At 72.6% G+C, this 16,649-nt stretch carries 13 protein-coding genes; 6 read left to right on the top strand and 7 right to left on the bottom strand.

The annotated features are described in order from the left end of the window. The first annotated feature begins 207 nt into the window (after positions 1-207). The gene (locus GXW74_RS16035; RefSeq protein WP_211847534.1) at positions 208-1,191 is read left to right on the top strand and encodes a hypothetical protein; all 984 of its coding nucleotides are present in this window, start codon (positions 208-210) and stop codon (positions 1,189-1,191) included. Positions 1,192-1,531: 340 nt separating this feature from the next. Here GXW74_RS16035 and GXW74_RS16030 read toward each other — a convergent pair whose 3' ends face one another. After that, entirely contained in the window at positions 1,532-2,863 is a 1,332-nt protein-coding gene (locus GXW74_RS16030; protein WP_211847533.1) for an Nramp family divalent metal transporter, read from the bottom strand. Positions 2,864-2,945: 82 nt separating this feature from the next. Here GXW74_RS16030 and mntR point away from each other — a divergent pair, with 82 nt between their 5' ends. Then, positions 2,946-3,401 carry a manganese-binding transcriptional regulator MntR gene (mntR, locus tag GXW74_RS16025; protein WP_211847532.1) on the top strand — a complete coding sequence of 152 codons (456 nt, stop codon included), beginning with the start codon at positions 2,946-2,948 and terminating at the stop codon, positions 3,399-3,401. Next, positions 3,398-3,838: a MerR family transcriptional regulator gene (locus tag GXW74_RS16020; protein ID WP_211847531.1), complete on the top strand. Its 441-nt coding sequence runs from the start codon at positions 3,398-3,400 to the stop codon at positions 3,836-3,838. Before mntR ends, GXW74_RS16020 begins: the two co-directional genes overlap by 4 nt. A 181-nt stretch (positions 3,839-4,019) precedes the next feature. On the opposite strand, the gene rpmB is transcribed toward GXW74_RS16020, so the two are convergent. From rpmB to GXW74_RS16005, 3 genes are all read right to left on the bottom strand, one after another. Continuing rightward, the gene (gene rpmB, locus GXW74_RS16015) at positions 4,020-4,313 is read right to left on the bottom strand and encodes a 50S ribosomal protein L28 (RefSeq protein ID WP_211847530.1); all 294 of its coding nucleotides are present in this window, start codon (positions 4,311-4,313) and stop codon (positions 4,020-4,022) included. A gap of 121 nt (positions 4,314-4,434) precedes the next feature. Next, positions 4,435-4,701, bottom strand: a complete 267-nt coding sequence (locus GXW74_RS16010; RefSeq protein ID WP_211847529.1) for a hypothetical protein — start codon at positions 4,699-4,701, stop codon at positions 4,435-4,437. Between the two features lie 72 nt (positions 4,702-4,773). Next, positions 4,774-6,645, bottom strand: a complete 1,872-nt coding sequence (locus tag GXW74_RS16005; protein WP_211847528.1) for an ABCB family ABC transporter ATP-binding protein/permease — start codon at positions 6,643-6,645, stop codon at positions 4,774-4,776. A 182-nt stretch (positions 6,646-6,827) separates the two neighbouring features. On the opposite strand from GXW74_RS16005, the gene GXW74_RS16000 reads away from it, so the two are divergent. The 3 genes from GXW74_RS16000 to GXW74_RS15990 all read left to right on the top strand — a co-directional run bounded on the left by GXW74_RS16000 (position 6,828) and on the right by GXW74_RS15990 (position 10,881). Beyond that, positions 6,828-7,820 carry an isopenicillin N synthase family dioxygenase gene (locus GXW74_RS16000; protein WP_211847527.1) on the top strand — a complete coding sequence of 331 codons (993 nt, stop codon included), beginning with the start codon at positions 6,828-6,830 and terminating at the stop codon, positions 7,818-7,820. A gap of 158 nt (positions 7,821-7,978) precedes the next feature. Further along, the gene (locus GXW74_RS15995; RefSeq protein WP_211847526.1) at positions 7,979-8,833 is read left to right on the top strand and encodes an NUDIX hydrolase; all 855 of its coding nucleotides are present in this window, start codon (positions 7,979-7,981) and stop codon (positions 8,831-8,833) included. Positions 8,834-9,141: 308 nt separating this feature from the next. After that, the gene (locus GXW74_RS15990; protein WP_211847525.1) at positions 9,142-10,881 is read left to right on the top strand and encodes a coiled-coil domain-containing protein; all 1,740 of its coding nucleotides are present in this window, start codon (positions 9,142-9,144) and stop codon (positions 10,879-10,881) included. Positions 10,882-11,165: 284 nt separating this feature from the next. Here the strand turns inward: GXW74_RS15990 and fdhF are convergent, their stop codons facing one another. The 3 genes from fdhF to GXW74_RS15975 all read right to left on the bottom strand — a co-directional run bounded on the left by fdhF (position 11,166) and on the right by GXW74_RS15975 (position 16,640). Continuing rightward, complete coding sequence (gene fdhF / locus GXW74_RS15985) at positions 11,166-13,901, bottom strand: formate dehydrogenase subunit alpha (RefSeq protein ID WP_211847524.1); 2,736 nt, start codon at positions 13,899-13,901, stop codon at positions 11,166-11,168. After that, a complete protein-coding gene (locus GXW74_RS15980; protein WP_246523463.1) occupies positions 13,898-15,568 on the bottom strand; it encodes an NADH-ubiquinone oxidoreductase-F iron-sulfur binding region domain-containing protein in 1,671 nt (556 codons plus the stop codon). Before GXW74_RS15980 ends, fdhF begins: the two co-directional genes overlap by 4 nt. A 145-nt stretch (positions 15,569-15,713) precedes the next feature. Then, a complete protein-coding gene (locus GXW74_RS15975; protein ID WP_211847522.1) occupies positions 15,714-16,640 on the bottom strand; it encodes a LysR substrate-binding domain-containing protein in 927 nt (308 codons plus the stop codon). Positions 16,641-16,649: the final 9 nt, after the last annotated feature.

The following is a 16,649-nucleotide window of genomic DNA, read 5'->3' as shown; positions in this document are numbered from 1 at the left end:
CCCCTTGCAAGCGCCCCTGCCGCGCCAATAAGGACGCCATGCCCTATGTGGTCATGTTCTGCGCCCTGGCGCTTCTCACCCTCCTGGCGACCTGCGTCGCCCTCATCTGACGTGCCCGTGATCGCGGGTCCGGGGGCGCGCACGCCCCCGGCGGGGGTCCAGGGGGCGGCGCCCCCTGGCCATTCCAAGCAGGAGTTCTCGCTGACGATGCGTTCCTTCTTCCGCCTCGGCGTCCTGCTCCTGGTCGCGCTTCTCCCGGCCTGTGGCGACCTGCCGCAGCCCTTCCGGGGCAATCCCGGCGGCCAAGCCGGGGCGCTCGCGGCCCCGCCGGCCTATCGCTTGGCCATTCCCATCCCTGCCGAGGCGCTGCTGACCGGGGCCCAGGCCACGGGCTTCGCCGAGGCGCTGTCCACCGCCCTGCTGGCCGCCGAGGTGCCGGCGGCGGTGGACAACGCCCCCTTGCCGCTCGACTGGCGCCTGACGGTGGAGGCACGCCTCCAGGGTGGTGCGGTGGTGCCGCGCTACAGCCTGACCGACCCGGATGGCCGCCCGCAGGGGCAGGTCGAGGGCGCTCGCATTCCGGCGCGCGACTGGTCCGATGCGAATCCGGAAGTGCTGCGCCGGGCCGCCCGCGATGCCGCCCCGCGCATCGCCGACCTGCTGCTGCGCGCCGAGGCGGCGGCGAAGGGCATGGACCCGGCCGCCCTGGCCGTCGCCGGCCCGCCGCGCATCTATGTGCCTGCCGTGCGCGGCGCGCCGGGCGACGGCAACCAGGCGCTGACCGCAAGGCTGCGGGAGGCGCTCGGCCAGCATGGCATGGTGGTGCAGGATGTCGCCGAGGGCGCCCGCTTCGCGGTGACCGGGCAGGTCAGCGTGGTGCCGCAGCCGCAGACCCGGACCCAGCGTGTCGAGCTTCTCTGGACCGTCTCCCGCCAGGATGGGGAGGATCTCGGCCGCGTGCTCCAGCTTAACGAGGTGCCGCAGGGCGTGCTGGAGCGCTTCTGGGGCGATGTCGCCTTCGCCGCGGCGACCGAGGCGGCGGGCGGCGTGCGGACGGTGGTGGCCAATGCCGGCGGTTTCCCGGCGCAACCCGGGGCCGCACCGCGCGGGCAGGCGCCGCAGCAGGGGCAGGGCCTGGCCATGCCCCGGCAGCCGGGCAGCCTGCCGCAGCCGCGGCCAGCGCAGGAGTGATACGAGCGGCACGAGTTCTTGACTCGTGCCGAGGCCGCGACGGATCCCCGGTCACCTTGCCTTGCAAGGTGACCGGGGATCCGGAATGCGGCCCGCCGGTGGTCCGGCGAAGCCAAGCAAACCGGAGGTTTGCGCCCGGCGTCTGAGGGCACGAAAAGCATCACGCCAACGGTCACGAATAGCGGCCGCTGGCATGAGTCGGGCGCCCTCCGGACCGCCCCCCGCGAGGCGGGGCGCCGCATAGCTGGGCGAGGCGGCCTGCGCCAACCTCCGCCGGAGGAGCTTCGGCGGTAAGGCGGGTCGGGTCCCCCGGGCATGCGGCTGCTCCGGGGGCCGCCCATCACCCGCCGAGGAAGAAGTCCGCCAGCAGCTTCACGTTCAGGGCCACGATCACCGCCGCGCAGGCCCAGCCGAGCACGAGCTGCCAGCGCGGTGCGCCGAGCGCGCCGAGCCGCCTGTCCCGCGCGAACATCATCAGCGGGATGACCGCGAAGGGGAGCTGCAGGGACAGGATCACCTGAGACAGGATCAGCAGGTGCGCCGTGCCCGAGGCGCCCTGCATCCAGGTGACCACCACCGCCGGCACGATGGCGATCAGCCGCGTCACCAGCCGGCGCGTCACGGCCGGCAGGCGGAAGCGCAGGAAGCCTTCCATCACCACCTGGCCCGAAAGCGTCGCCGTCACCGTGGCGTTCAGACCGCAGAGCAGCAGCGCCACGGCGAAGAGCGTCGCCGCCATCCCGCTGCCGAGCAGCGGCGACATGAGCTGATAGGCATCGCCGATCTCGGCGACTTCCGTGTTGCCGGTGGTGTGGAAGGTGGCCGCCGCCGTGATCAGGATGGCGGAGTTGATCAGCAGCGCGAGCGCGAGCGCGATGGTGCTGTCGATGGTGGCGAAGCGGATCGCCTCCTTCTTTCCCGCCTCGTCCATGCGCCAGGCGCGGGACTGCACCACCGCGGTATGGAGGTAGAGGTTGTGCGGCATCACCGTGGCACCGAGGATGCCCATGGCGATGAAGAGCTGCCTCTCATCCGTCACGATCGAGGCGGCCGGGATGTAGCCCCGCAGGACGTCGCCCCAGACCGGGTGGGACAATGCGATCTGCACCGCGAAGCAGCCGAAGATCAGCAGGATGAAGCCGAAGACCAGCGCCTCCAGCCAGCGCACGCCCTTGTTCTGCAGCCAGAGGATCAGGAAGGCGTCGAAGGCCGTCAGCATCACGCCGTAGAGCAGGGGGATGCCGAACAGCAGCTCGAGCGCGATGGCGGTGCCGATCAGCTCGGCGAGGTCGGTGGCGCAGATCGCCACCTCGGCGAGCGCCCAGAGCGGATAGGCGACGGGCTTCGGGAACCGTTCGCGGCAGAGCTGCGCGAGATCCCGCCCCGTGGCGATGCCGATGCGCGCGCAAAGCGCCTGCAGCAGGATCGCCATCAGCGAGGAGACCAGCGCGACGGCGAGCAGCGTGTAGCCGAAGGCCGAGCCGCCGGCGAGCGAGGTCGCCCAGTTGCCGGGGTCCATGTAGCCGACGGCGACCAGGTAGCCCGGCCCCATGAAGGCGAAGAGCTTGCGCAGAAAGCCGCCCGCATTGGGGACATGCACGCTGCGATGGACCTCCGGCAGGCTCGGGGGGCCGGCGGGCGACGCTACGGCGGCATCCGAAGGTGGGGTCATGCCAAGCCTCTGAAATTTAGCCTAGGCTAAGTTACGTGTGGCTGGCTATCAAGCCTTTCAAGCCGGAGCCCGAACCAGCCCGATGCGATCCCGTGCCGCCGAGCGGACCCTGCCCCCCGCGGATGAGCACGCCGCCCGCTTCGCCCGCCAGCGCGAGGCCGACCGCAGCGCCACCGCCGAGGACTATGTCGAGCTGATCGCCGACCTGCTGCGGGAGGAAGGGGAGGCGCGGGCGGTGGACCTCGCCCGGCGCATGGGCGTTTCCCAGGCCACGGTCACCGCGACGATCGGCCGGCTGCAGCGCGACGGGCTGGTCGAGACCAAGCCCTATCGCGGCCTGTTCCTCACGGCGGCGGGGCAGGAGATGGCGGCGATCGCCAAGGCGCGGCACGAGCTGGTGGTGCGCTTCCTGATCGCCATCGGCCTCGATGCGGAAACGGCGGAGGAGGATGCCGAGGGGCTGGAACACCATGCCAGCGAGAAGGCCCTGGCCGCCTTCGCCCGTTTCCTGGCCATGCGCGAGGACGACGCCGGATGAGCGCCATCTGGTCGATCGGCGAACTGGCCCGGGAAACCGGCGTGAAGCCGACGACGATCCGCTGGTATGAGCAGGAGGGCTGGCTGCCGCCGCCGGCGCGCACCGCCGGCGGGCATCGCGCCTATGGGGTGGCGCATCTGCGCCGGCTGGGCTTCATCCGCCACGCGCGGGAACTCGGATTCGGCAGCGAGGCGATCCGGGCGCTGCTCGACCTCGCCGACCATCCGGAGGCTGATTGCGGTGCGGTGCATGCCATTGCGCTGGCGCAGATCCGCGAGATCGACGCCCGCCTGCGGCGGCTCGAGGCACTGCGGGGGGAGTTGCAGCGGATGGCCGCAAGCTGCGCCGGCGGGGTGGCCGGCGATTGCCGCATCATCGAGACGCTGGCGGATTTCGCGCACGGCCATTGCGAGGACCCGACGCACGGCAAGCCATGACGGGCGCGCCGGCCGCGCGGCCCCAGCGCGAGGCGGCGGCAGGCGGCGGGTCCCGCCCTCATGGGCGGGACATGAACCTCGCCCTCGCAAGCGTCAAATGAAGCGGGGGGTGGGCAATGAAAAGGGCGGCCGCCCGACCGGGTGCCGCCCTGTTTCCGACCCCCGCCGGGGAAAGCCGGGCTCAGGCCGCCTTCTTGGCCTGGGCGCGCACGATCCGGCGCTTCAGGCTGATGGCTTCCTCGGCCAGCTTCCGGTCGGGCGTGCCGAGCAGGAAGGCATCGAGCCCGCCATTGTGCTCCACCGTGCGGATGCCGGTGGTGGACAGGCGGATCTTCACCTGGGTGCCGAGCACGTCGGACCAGAAGGAGGTTTCCTGCAGGTTGGGCAGGAAGCGCCGGCGGGTCTTGTTGTTGGCGTGGCTGACGTTGTTGCCCGTCAGGACGCCCTTGCCGGTGATGCCGCAGCGGCGGGCCATGGCGAAAATCCCGAAATGCTGAAGGCGCGCGGACAGGACCCGCGCGCGGGTGGAAGCCAGGAAGGCGCGGTGTGTGGCCCAGCCGGGCCGGAACGTCAAGTCCGGCGCGCGGGCCGCCGCGTCACATCTGCGGCGAGCCGGGCGGCGGGGCGCGGCGGGCGTCGGAGAGTTCCCCGCTCTCGACCGAGGCCAGGGCGTTGCGCAGCACCGCCGCGACCGCCCGGTCGTCCATGGTCCGGGCCAGCAGCCCCAGGGCGCCGCCGAGCAGGGCGGAGGCGATGGAGATCGGCGCGATGCGCTGCTCCATCATGTACTCGATCGCCTTGTCCACGACCGAGCCGGCGTGGCTCAGATCCTCGGGGGCCATGCCCGCGGGGTCGTGCTGCATGCGGCGTTCTCCTTCTTCGTCGAGAGCAGATGGGGCCTGCCGCGGCGCGGCGGAACCCCCGTTGGGCCAGGGTCAGGCAAGCGCCTCGGCGGCGCGGCCGCGGGGGCGGTCGAGATCGGCCTCGGCCTGGGCGCGGGCGGCGGCCTCGGCGGCCGCCACGGCCTGGGCCTGGCGGCGCCACATCTCGGCATAGAGGCCGTCCGCGGCGATCAGGCTGGCATGGGTGCCGCGTTCGGCGATGCGGCCATCCTGCAGGACGATGATCTCATCCGCCTCGACCACGGTGGACAGGCGGTGGGCGATGACCAGCGTGGTGCGGTTGCGGGAGACGTCGCGCAGCGCGGCCTGGATTTCCTGTTCCGTGCGCGTGTCGAGCGCGCTGGTAGCCTCGTCCAGGATCAGGATGCGCGGGTCCTTGAGGATGGTGCGCGCGATCGCGACGCGCTGCTTCTCCCCGCCCGAGAGCTTCAGCCCGCGCTCGCCGACCCGTGTCGCATAGCCTTCCGGCAGGCGGAGCACGAAGTCGTGCACCTGGGCATGTCGGGCGGCGGCCTCGACCTCCGCGTCGCTCGCGCCAGGCCGGCCATAGGCGATGTTGTAGCGGATGGTGTCGTTGAACAGCACGGTGTCCTGCGGCACCACGCCGATCGCCGCGCGCAGGCTGGCCTGGGTCACGTCGCGCACGTCCTGGCCGTCGACCGTCACGCGCCCGCCGGTGGCGTCGTAGAAGCGGAACAGCAGGCGGGAGATGGTGGACTTGCCCGCCCCTGTCGGCCCGACGATCGCCAGCATCCTGCCCGGCGGCACGGTGAAGGAGACGCCCTTCAGGATCTCCCGGTCCGGGCGGTAGCCGAAGCGGACATCCTCGAAGCGGATCTCGCCCGCGCCCCTTGCCAGCGCCGGCGCGCCGGGGGCGTCGCGGACCTCGGCCGGGACTTCGAGCAGTTCGAACATCTGCTCCATGTCCGTCAGCCCCTGCTTGATCTCGCGATAGGCGAAACCGAGGATGTTCAGCGGCAGATAGAGCTGGATCAGGTAGGTATTGACCATCACCAGGTCGCCCACCGTCATCGTGCCCCTGGCGATGCCGGACCCCGCCAGCAGCATCGTCACCGTCAGGCCGATCGCCATGATCAGCGCCTGGCCGGCGTTCAGCATGTTCAGCGTCGTCTCGGACCGGACGTAGGCACGCTCGTAGCGTGTCAGGCTTTCCTCGTAGCGGCGGGCCTCATGCGTCTCGTTGCCGAAATACTTGACCGTCTCGTAGTTGAGCAGGCTGTCCACCGCCTTGGTGTTGGCCTCCTCGTCGACCGCGTTCATCGTGCGGCGGAAGCGCAGGCGCCAGTTGGTGAAGGCCAGCGTGAACGCCACGTAGGCGACGATGGTGCCGAGCATCGTCAGCGCGAAGGATGCGGCGAAGACCCACCACAGGATGACGGCGACGAACAGGATCTCGATGACGGTCGGGATGATGTTGAACAGCAGGAAGTTCAGCGAGGTGGCGATGCCGCGCACGCCGCGCTCGACCACGCGCGACAGCCCGCCCGTCGCGCGGTCCATGTGGAAGCGCATCGACAGCGCGTGCAGGTGCTCGAAGACCCGCAGCGCCACGCGGCGCCCGGCGCGCGCCTGCACCTTGGCGAAGACGGCGTTGCGCAGTTCCCCGAAGACCGAAGCCATGACGCGCAGCAGCCCGTAGCCGAGCAGCAGCGCCACCGGCACCGTGACCATGGCGCCGACGCCCTCCTTCGGCGCCAGCGCATCGACGGCGCGGGCATAGGCGATGGGCACCAGCACGTTCGCCGCCTTGGCCGCGGCCAGCAGCACCAGCGCGCCGACGACGCGGGCGCGAAGTTCCACCTCCCCCTTCGGCCAGAGATAGGGGGCGATACGGAGCAGGGCACGGAAATGCCCGCCATCGGCGCGGGGAGAGGAAGAGGGCACGCAGGAGAACTCCGGTCAGGCCTCGCGACATGGGGCGGACGGGCGCGAAGGGGAAGCGTCGGCGACGCATGGGCGCCATCCCGGCGCCGGATGCAAGCCCCGGTCGCCGGCCTGCGCAACTTTGCCCCTTGCCGCCCCGGGGGGGCGGCGCAAGCATTCCCCGTCCCAGCCGGAGCAATGCCATGAGCCAGAGCATCCCCGTCCTCGACCTCGGCCCATTGCAGGATGGCGCCCCCGGCGCGCTGGACAGGCTCGGCGAAGAACTCCGCCGTGCCTTCACCGAGGTCGGCTTCTACTTCGTGCGCAACCACGGCATCCCGCAATCCCTGCTGGACGACACCTTCGCCGCCGCCGAGCGCTTCCACGCCCAGCCGTTGGAGGCCAAGCTTGCGCTGAGGATCAACGAGCACAACATCGGCTACATGCCGATGCGTGGCGCCACCACGCGCGTGAACGCGGTGGGCGAGGTGGCGCGGCCCAACGCCAATGAGGCGGTGTTCTTCAAGCGCAACCTGCCGGCCGACCATCCGGACGTGGTGGCGAATGTCCGCTTCCGCGGGCGGAACCAATGGCCTGCCGGCCTGCCGGGCTTCAGGGAACAGGTGCTGGCGGCCTGCGACGCCTTCGAGGGGCTCGGCCTGCGGCTGCTGCCGATCTACGCCCGCGCGCTCGGCCTGCCGGCGGACCACTTCGCGCCCTTCTTCGCCGAACCGATGTACACGCTGCGCATGTCCCACTACCCGCAGCAGGAACCGGCGGCGCCTGAGAACGAGTACGGCATCGCGCCGCATGTCGACACCTCGTTCATGACCATCCTCGCGCAGAACCGCATCCCGGGCCTGTCGCTGCGCACGCAGGACGGCGACTGGATCGATGCGCCGGCGCCGGAAGGCGCGCTGCTGATCAACGGCGGGATGATGCTGCGCCGCTGGACCGACAACCGCTTCCTCGCGACGCCGCACCGCGTCATCAACCGTTCCGGCGAGGAGCGTTACGCCATCCCGTTCTTCATGGACGCCAGCTATCGCGCAGTGATGGCGCCGATCACGGCGGACGGCTCGCCGGGGCGGATGCAGCCGATCACCTATCCGGACTTCATGACCGGCTATCAGCGCGCGAACTTCCACCATGCGGCGGAGGCCGCGGGCGAGAAGGTCGAGCTGCAGGGCGCCTGAAGGGCGCTTGCCGGGCAGCTTTGCCTCCCCTCGGGGCGGGCACCCTGGAGTCATGGTTTCCAAAGGCCTTTCGGCCTTTGGCGGGAGGGGTCCGGGGAGGGCGGCGCCCTCCCCGGGGCTGTCTGGCCGCCGCCGCCCATGACCGCTACAGCAATGGCATGCCCGACCCCACCCTTCAGCGCCACATCGCCGCCTGCAACAACCTCGCCTCTCCTGCCGGGCTGATCCCCTTTCGGATCGGCGCGGCGCAGGTCGGCTGGGTGTCGGCCGAGCTGGCGCAGGCGCTGACCTTCCGCCCGCGCGACTTCCACTTCGACGCCGATGGCGTGGCGCTCGCCGCCCGGCTGCGCAGTGCGGGCATGCGCAGCGAGGCGCTGGCCCAGGCGCTGCCGTCCCTGGCCGCCGGCGGGTTCCTCCGCATCCGCGGCGAGGCCTTCGACGTGCGGGAGACCAGCACCGGCCCGACACTCGCGACGCTGGACCGCGGCGCGCTGCCGGCCTTCGGCGTGATGTCGCAGGGCGTGCACGTGAACGGCATCGTGCGGCGGGCGGACGGGCTGCACCTTTGGGTCGGCATCCGGGCGAAGGACAAGGCGGTGGCGCCCGGTCAGCTCGACAACATCGTCGCCGGCGGCATCCCGGCCGGGCTGACGCCGGAGGAGACGCTGGTGAAGGAAGCGGCCGAGGAGGCCTGCCTGCCGCCCGGCCTCGCCGCCACCGCGCGCCGCGCCGGCCGCGTCTCCTATGTCATGGCGAATGCCGAGGGACTGCGGCGCGACGTTCTGCACTGCTACGATCTCGAGATCCCCGAAGACGTCATTCCCCGCCCCGGCGACGACGAGGTGGAGCGCTTCGAGCTCTGGCCCGCCGGCCGCGTGCTGGATGCCGTGCGCGGCACCGACAGCGTGAAGTTCAACGTCAACCTGGTGCTGATCGACCTCTTCCTGCGCGAGGGGCTGGTCGAGGATCCGGATGGCAGCCTGCGCGCCGGGCTGGACCAGGGGCCCGACTGACACCGGCGGCACGAGTCACTGACGCGTGCCGAGGCCGCGAATGCGGCCCGCCGGCCGGCCGCATTCCGGGTGCCCGTCGCGGCCTCGGCCCGAGTCGAACGACCCGTGGCGTTGGTATGACGCCGGCCGGCCTGTCGGCTGACTCGGTATCCGGGTCCTGGTCTCGCGCGCGGCCGCCCCGTCGGCGCCGCGCGAATGCAACCGCCGCGCGCTGGACTCGCCAGCCCGTCCCGCCTCCCACTATATCCCTGACGGCGCCGGCTGGATCCGCCCTGCCCGGGACCCGAGGAGAGGAGAGGCGTGCAGCCATGTTGCGACTTCGTGCTTTCGCGAAGGCGGCCCTGCTCGCCTCGGTCAGCGTGCTGCCGGCCTGCGGCCTCACCGTCGAGCGCACGGATCGCGTGCAGGGACTCGAACGCAACCTCGCCGCCTCCGAGGCGCGCGGGCAGGAACTGACGGCCCGCGTCGGCGACCTCGAGCGCACGCTGGAGGCCGAGCGCCGCGCGCGCGGCGACCTCACCGCCGTGGAGCGCAGGCTCGCCGCCGCGCGCCGGGATCTCGGCACCGCGCAGCAGGGCCGAAGTGCCGCTGAACAGGACGCGGTCCAGCTCGCCCGGCGGCTGGAGGAGGAGAACCGCCGCCTCGCCGCCCTGCAGGGGGAGGCCGGCCAGTCCCAGGTGCAGCTCGAACAGCGCCGCGCCGCAGTGGCCGAGGCCGATCGTCGGCTCGCGGCCCTGCGTGACGAGACGGCGGCGCAGCAGCAGCGCCTCGGTACGCTGCGCGGCGATGCCGCGACGGCCGATGCGAGGCTCGCCGCCCTCAACGCCCGCGCGGCGGAGGAGGAACGCCGCTTGGCCGGCCTCGGCGAACGCAGCGTCGCGGAGGACCGGCGGCTTGCCGGCCTGCGCGAGGCCGCCGCCGCCGAGGAACGCCGCCGCGACACGCTGCGCGGCGAGGCCGCGGCGACCGAGCAGCGCCTGACCGGCCTGACCACGCGCGCCACCGCCGAGCAGCAGCGGCTCAACGACCTGCAGATGCGTGCCAACGAGCAGACCGTGCGCCTGCAGGAGCAGGAGACACGCCTCGCGGCCGTGCGGGAGGCGATGAACATCGCCCAGGGCGAGGCCGCCGCGCGCCGCCAGGCCGTGACGCAGCTCGAAGGCGAGGTCTCCCGCCTGACCGCGACACGTGACCAGACCGCGGCTGAGCTGCGGGGCCTGCAGAGCCGCGTCGCGGAACTTCGCGGCGAGGTCGCCGCCGCCGAGCGCCGCCTGGCGGAATTGCGCGATACCGCGGGGGCCGAGGAGCGCCGGCTTTCGGCATTGCGCGGCGAGGCCTCCGCCGCCGAGCGGACCCTCGCCGAACGCCGTGCCGCCGCCGCCGAGGCCGAGCGCCAGGCGACCGAGGCCGCCCGCACCGCGGCGCAGGAGACCGACCGTGCCCGCGCCCAGGTCGAGGAGGCGCGCCGCGCGGCCGGCGCCGTGCAGGCCTCGCGCGGGGAGGCGGAGGCATTGCAACGGCAGTCCGAGGCGCTGCGGCAGGAACTTACCGCTTCCGAACGGCAGCGGCAGGACCTCGCCCGCCAAGCCGAGGGGCTGCGCGGCGATGTCGCCAGCGCCGCTCGGCAGCGCGCGGAGCTCGCGGCGCAGATCGAGAGCCTGCGCGGAGAGGTCGCGGCGGCCGATCGCCGGCGAGCGGAGTTCGCGGCGCAGGTGGAACGCCTGCGCGGGGAGGTCGCGACGGCCGATCAACGGCGGGCTGCGGCGGCGGGCGAGGCCGAGACCGTGCGCGCCGCGGTGGCCGCCGCCGAGCAGCGCCGCGCCGAGGTCGCGCGCCAGCTGGATGCGATGCGCCAGGAAGTCGCCACGGCGGAGCGGCGGAGGGCGGAGATCGCCGGCCAGATCGCGGCGACCGAGGCGCGGCTGACCGAGCGGAGGACGGAGTTGACCGATCTGGAAGCCCGGGTCCGCCGCGCGCGCGAAGCGGCCGGTGGCAGCGATCCGATGACGGTGGTGGTGCCGGGCGCGCCGCCGGCGGCGCCGAGGTAGGCGAAGGGTTGAGAGGGGCGCTGCCCCTCTCAAACTCTCCCCGCCAAAGGCCGAAAGGCCTTTGGGAACCGGAGCTTGGCACCGCGTGCGACGGTCAGGATTGGTGCCGATGCTGGCGCCTGCGCGCGACGCGCGCGGCGAGGACCCGGCAATGCCTGCGATGCCCGACACCCAATGATGGCTTCCAAAGGCCTTTCGGCCTTTGGTGGGGTGGTCCGGAGGGGCGACGCCCCTCCGGCCTTCACACACCAACCTTCACCCCGATCGGACAAGTCTTCTCACGCTCAAGCCACCTCGACCCTCGCCGCGCACAGCTTGTAGCCCGGGATCTTCCCGTGCGGATCGAGGCGCGGGTCCGTCAGCAGGTTCGCCGCCGCCTCGCGGAAGGCGAAGGGCAGGAAGACGACGCCTTCCGGCACCTCGGGGTCGGCGCGGGCGGCGCATTCCAGGCTGCCGCGCCGCGTCGTGACGCGCAGCCGCGCGCCCGCTTCGACACCGAGGCGCCACAGCTCCTCCGGCGCGAGGGAGACGGTCGCCGAGGGTTCCAGCGCGTCGAGCACGCCGGCGCGCCGTGTCATGGTGCCGGTGTGCCAGTGCTCCAGCTCCCGTCCCGTCGTGAGCACGAAGGGGAAGGCGGCGTCCGGCGTCTCCTCGGGGTGGGAGAGGCCGGCGGGCACCAGCAGCGCGCGGCCGTCCGGGGTCGGGAAGCGGTCGTGGAAGACGATGTCCTCGCCCGGGGCGTCGGGGGCGGGGCAGGGGTAGGTGACGCTGTTCTCCCGCTCCAGCCTGTCCCAGGTGATGTTGGCGTGGCTCGGCATGGCCTGCGCCATTTCGGCGAAGACCTCGCGCGGGTGGTCGTAGCGCCAGTCCAGGCCGAGGCGGCGCGCCATGTCGACGATGATGGCGAGGTCCTGCCGCGCCTGTCCGGGCGGTGCCACGGCGGTGCGGCCCATCTGGACCTGGCGGTTGGTGTTGGTGACGGTGCCATCCTTCTCCGGCCAGGCGGAGGCGGGCAGCACGACATCGGCAAGCACCGCCGTCTCGGTCAGGAAAAGGTCCTGCACCACCAGGTGATCCAGCCGCGCCAGCGCCGCGCGCGCATGGGCGAGGTCGGGGTCCGACATCGCCGGGTTCTCGCCCATGATGTACATGCCGCGGATCTCGCGGCGTTCGGCCGCCTGCAGGATCTCGACGACGGTCAGGCCAGGGCGCGGGTCGAGCGCCGCGCCCCATAGCGCCTCCATCGCCGCGCGCGCGTCATCGTCATCCGTGTGGTGGTAGTCGGGCAGCATCATCGGGATCAGCCCGGCATCCGAGGCGCCCTGGACGTTGTTCTGCCCGCGCAGGGGATGCAGCCCCGTGCCCGGCCGGCCGACATGGCCGCAGGCCAGGGCGAGGGCGATCAGCGCCCGCGCATTGTCCGTGCCGTGGATGGATTGGGAGATGCCCATGCCCCACAGCGTCAGCGCCGCCGGCGAGCGCGCGTAGAGTCGCGCCACGCGGCGGATCTGCTCGGCGGAAATGCCGCAGCGCTCGGCCATCGCCTCCGGCGCGTAGGCGGCGAGGTGGGTGCGCAGGGCGCCGATGCCGTCCACCCGCGCGGCGAGGAAGGCCGCGTCGTGCAGATCCTCGGCGAGGATGACGTGCAGCATCGCGTTGAGCAGAGCGACGTCCTCGCCGGGTGTGAAGCGCAGCACCTCGGTCGCGAAGCGGTCGAGCGAGCTGCCGCGCGGGTCGGCGGTGACCAGCGTCGCGCCGCGCGCCGCGGCGTCCTTGATGAAGGTGGCGGCGACGGGGTGGTTCTCGGTCGGCCGCGCGCCGATGACGAAGATGAGGTCGGCGTCGCGCACGGCGGTGAATGGCGCGGTGACGGCGCCGCTGCCGATGCCTTCCAGCAGCGCCGCGACGGAGGCCGCGTGGCAGAGCCGTGTGCAGTGGTCGACGTTGTTGGTGCCGAAGCCGGTGCGCACCAGCTTCTGGAAGAGATAGGCCTCCTCGTTCGACCCCTTGGCGCTGCCGAAACCGGCGAGGGCGTTCGGGCCGGCGCCGTCGCGGATGGCGCGCAGGCCGGCGGCGGCGCGCTCCATCGCTTCCTCCCAGCTCGCCTCGCGGAATTTTCCGCGAATGCGGGACGGGTCGAGGCAATCGGCCGGGTCCTTGGCGGCGCCCGCGATGCGGATGAGCGGCCGCGTCAGCCGGTCGGGATGCACCAGGAAGTCGAAGCCGAAGCGACCCTTCACGCAGAGGCGCCCGCGATTGGCGGGGCCGTCGCGGCCGACCACCTCCTCGATGCGGCCGTTGCGCACGCGGAAGCCGACCTGGCAGCCGACGCCGCAATAGGGGCAGACGCTGGCGATCTCGCGCGCGGGTTCGGCGCTCCGGTGGCCGCGATCGTCCAGCACCGATGTCGCCAGCAGCGCTCCGGTCGGGCAGGCCTGCACGCATTCCCCGCAGGCGACGCAGGAGGAGGCGCCCATCGGGTCGAGCAGATCGAAGGCCACCGTCACCGCCGCGCCGCGCCGCGCGAGGCCGATGACGTCGTTGTGCTGCACCTCCCGGCAGGCGCGCTCGCACAATCCGCAGGCGATGCAGGCATCGAGCGCGACGGCCATGGCCGGGTGCGAGAGATCCGGCGCCGGCCGTGCATCCGGCGCGAAGCGGGACCGCGTGACGCCAAGCCTCGCCGCCCAGCGAGCGAAGGGCGCCGTCGCGTCGCGCCCTTCCGGCCCGGGCATGTCGGCGAGCAGCAGTTCGAACACCATGCGCCGCGCGGACTCCGCGCGGGCGGTGGCGGTGCGCACCACCATCCCTTCGCGCGGCGCGCGGATGCAGGAGGCGACGAGCGCGCGCTCGCCCTCCACTTCCACCAGGCAGGCGCGGCAATTGCCGTCGGGGCGGTAGCCAGGCGCGGGGCGGTGGCAGAGATGCGGGATCTCCGTGCCTGCGCGCTGCGCGACGGTCCAGATCGTCTCGCCCGGCGCGGCCTCGACCTCGCGCCCGTCGAGGGTGAAGCGCGTCATGGCACCGCCTCCGCCGGGAAGTGGCGCAGCAGGGTGAGCACGGGATTCATCGCCGCCTGGCCGAGGCCGCAGATCGACCCATCCGCCATCGCCTGCGCAAGCTCCGTCAGCAGCGCGCGGTCCCAGCGCGGCGCTTCCAGCAGCCGTGCGGCCTTCTGCGTGCCGAGGCGGCAGGGCGTGCATTGCCCGCAGGATTCGTCGCGGAAGAAACGCACCAGGTTGCGCGCCGCCTCGGGCAGGTCATCCTGGTCCGACAGCACCACCACCGCGCCGGACCCGACGAAGCAGCCGAGATGTTCCAGCGCGCCGAAGGCCAGCGGCAGGTCGGCCATGGCGGCCGGCAGGATGCCGCCGGACGCACCGCCGGGCAGGTAGGCGGCGAAACGGTGGCCTTCCTGCATGCCGCCGCCATGTTCCTCGATCAGCTCGCGCGCGGTGATGCCGAGGGGGGCTTCGTAGACGCCCGGCGTCCGGATGCGGCCCGACAGGCTGAACAGCCGACGTCCCATGTGCCCGCGCCGGCCGGATGCGGCAAAGCGCGCCGCGGCGTCGGGGTCGCGCAGGATCTCCGGCAGCCACCACAGCGTCTCGACATTGTGGATCAGCGTCGGCGCGCCGAAGAGACCGTGCTCGCCCGGATAGGGGGGCTTGTGGCGCGGATAGCCGCGGCGGCCTTCGAGGCTTTCGAGCAACGCCGTCTCCTCGCCGCAGATATAGGCGCCCGCGCCGCGGCGCAGATGGACGGGCGGGCCCGGTACGCTGGCCTGGCGCAGCATGGCGAGCGCGGTCTCCACCTCCCGCCGCGCCTTCGGGTATTCGTCACGGATGTAGATCCAGCAGGCCTCCGCCTCGATCGCCCGCGCGGCGAGGAACATGCCCTCGAGGAAGCGGTAGGGTTCGAGTTCCAGGCACCAGCGGTCCTTGAAGGTGCCGGGTTCCCCTTCGTCCGCGTTCACCACCAGGTGGCGGGGCCCCGGCTGCGTCATCACCGCGCGCCATTTCCGCACCACCGGGAAGCCGGCACCGCCGAGGCCGCGCAGGCCGGATTCCTCCAGCGCGGCGAGCATAGCCTCCGGTGTCAGGTGGCCGTCATGCGCGGCGGCAAGCACCGGCCAGTCGTCGGGCCAGGGCGGCGCGGGATAGGGCGGCGCCGGCGGCGGCAGGCGCACGCCCTGCGGCCAGGCGGCAGCGACGCGCGCGGGCGTGGCGACGGCGAGGCGGTCCTGCGCCCAGCCCTGGGTGGCCATGCAGGCCGGGCCTTCATGGCAGGCGCCCATGCAGGGCGCGGCGAGGATGCGCGCGCCGCCCGGCGGGGCCGCGCGCAGCTCGGTCAGCAGCGCATGGGCGCCCCGCATGGCGCAGGGCAGGCCCTCGCAGACGCGGATCGTCACCGGCGGCGGCGCGGCCTCGCCATCCGCCAGCACGTCGAAATGCGCGTAGAAGGTCGCGACCTCGAAGACCTCGACAGGAGCGAGGCGGAGCAGCTCCGCGAGGGCGACGAGATGGTCCGTGTGCAACGCGCCATGGCGGTCCTGCAGCGCGTGGAGATGTTCGACCAGCAGGTCACGGCGGAGCGGCAGCTTGCCCAGCGTCGCGGCGACCGCTTCCCGTGCGGCGACTGTCGCCGTTCGACCGCGTGGGCCGGTCCGCGGACGCGGTGCGGCCATTGCGGCATCGCCTGCCGGCCGTCTGGGTGCCATCCCCGGGCGCACTCCGTTTCCTCTCCCGGCATTACAGCCGGAATGCGGGCGGGGCGCGAGAGCGCATGAAGGTCGGCGCAGGCGGGAAGGACGACCGGCACCGCCCTGCCGGTCATGCCGGCGCGGGATCCTTCGGCGCGCCGCCGCCAGGGCCTTCATCGAGCTGTTCGAGCTCCGCCTTCAGCCAGGTGAGGAACGGCGCCACGCGCTTTCGCATGGCGGCGGTCGCCGGATGGACGAAGGCATAGGCCGTTCCCGGAATCGCGACGTACGGCCAGGGTGCGACGAGCCGCCCGGCGGCCACGTCGTTGGCGGCGAGCAGGGTCGGGGCGACGATCAGCCCGGCGCCGGCGAGCGCGGCCTCATAGGCGATGTAGAAATGCGCATGGCGCCGCCGCGCCTGTCCGATCCGGCCGACGCCGGCGGCCGCCAGCCATCGGTCGAGGTCGCCCGGGCGGGTTTCGCTTTCGCAGAGCGGCACCGCCTCGGGTGATGACGCGGCCCGTGCCAGCGACGGCGCCACATAGGCGGTCAGTGTCTCGCGCAGCAGCGGCATGGTGTCGTAGCCCTGCGGCACGAAGCCGTCGCGCCGGATCGCCGCGTGGTGGGGAAAGCTGAGCCAGTCGTCGCCCGTGTTCGTCGGGCGCAGCGTGACCTGCAATTGCGGCGCCGCGCGATCGACCCGATGCAGGCGCGGCACCAGCCACTTCATCGCGAAGGTCGCCGGCGCCAGGATGTTGAGCGGCACGCGGCCGGTATCGCGCGGGCGCAACGCGTCGAGCCCGTCACGGATCTGCGCCAGGCCGGCCGTCACCGATTGCGCCAGCCCGCGCCCTTCGGCGGTGAAGGCGCCATCGCGCCCGTCCTCCTCGAGGAGCGGCTGGCCAACCCAGCGTTCCAGCGCGCGAAGCTGCTTACTGATCGCGCCCGGCGTCACGTTCAACTCCGCGGCCGCCGCGCTGCGCGAGCCGAGCCGGGCCAATGCCTCGAAGGCTTCCACCATCCTCAGCGGAGGAGTCCGGACCGGTGCCGATGACATGATGAACTC

It is taken from the genome of Neoroseomonas eburnea (genome assembly GCF_018129005.1).
GTDB classification, from domain to species: domain Bacteria; phylum Pseudomonadota; class Alphaproteobacteria; order Acetobacterales; family Acetobacteraceae; genus Neoroseomonas; species Neoroseomonas eburnea.
This window is presented reverse-complemented; position numbering and strand designations above follow the sequence as displayed.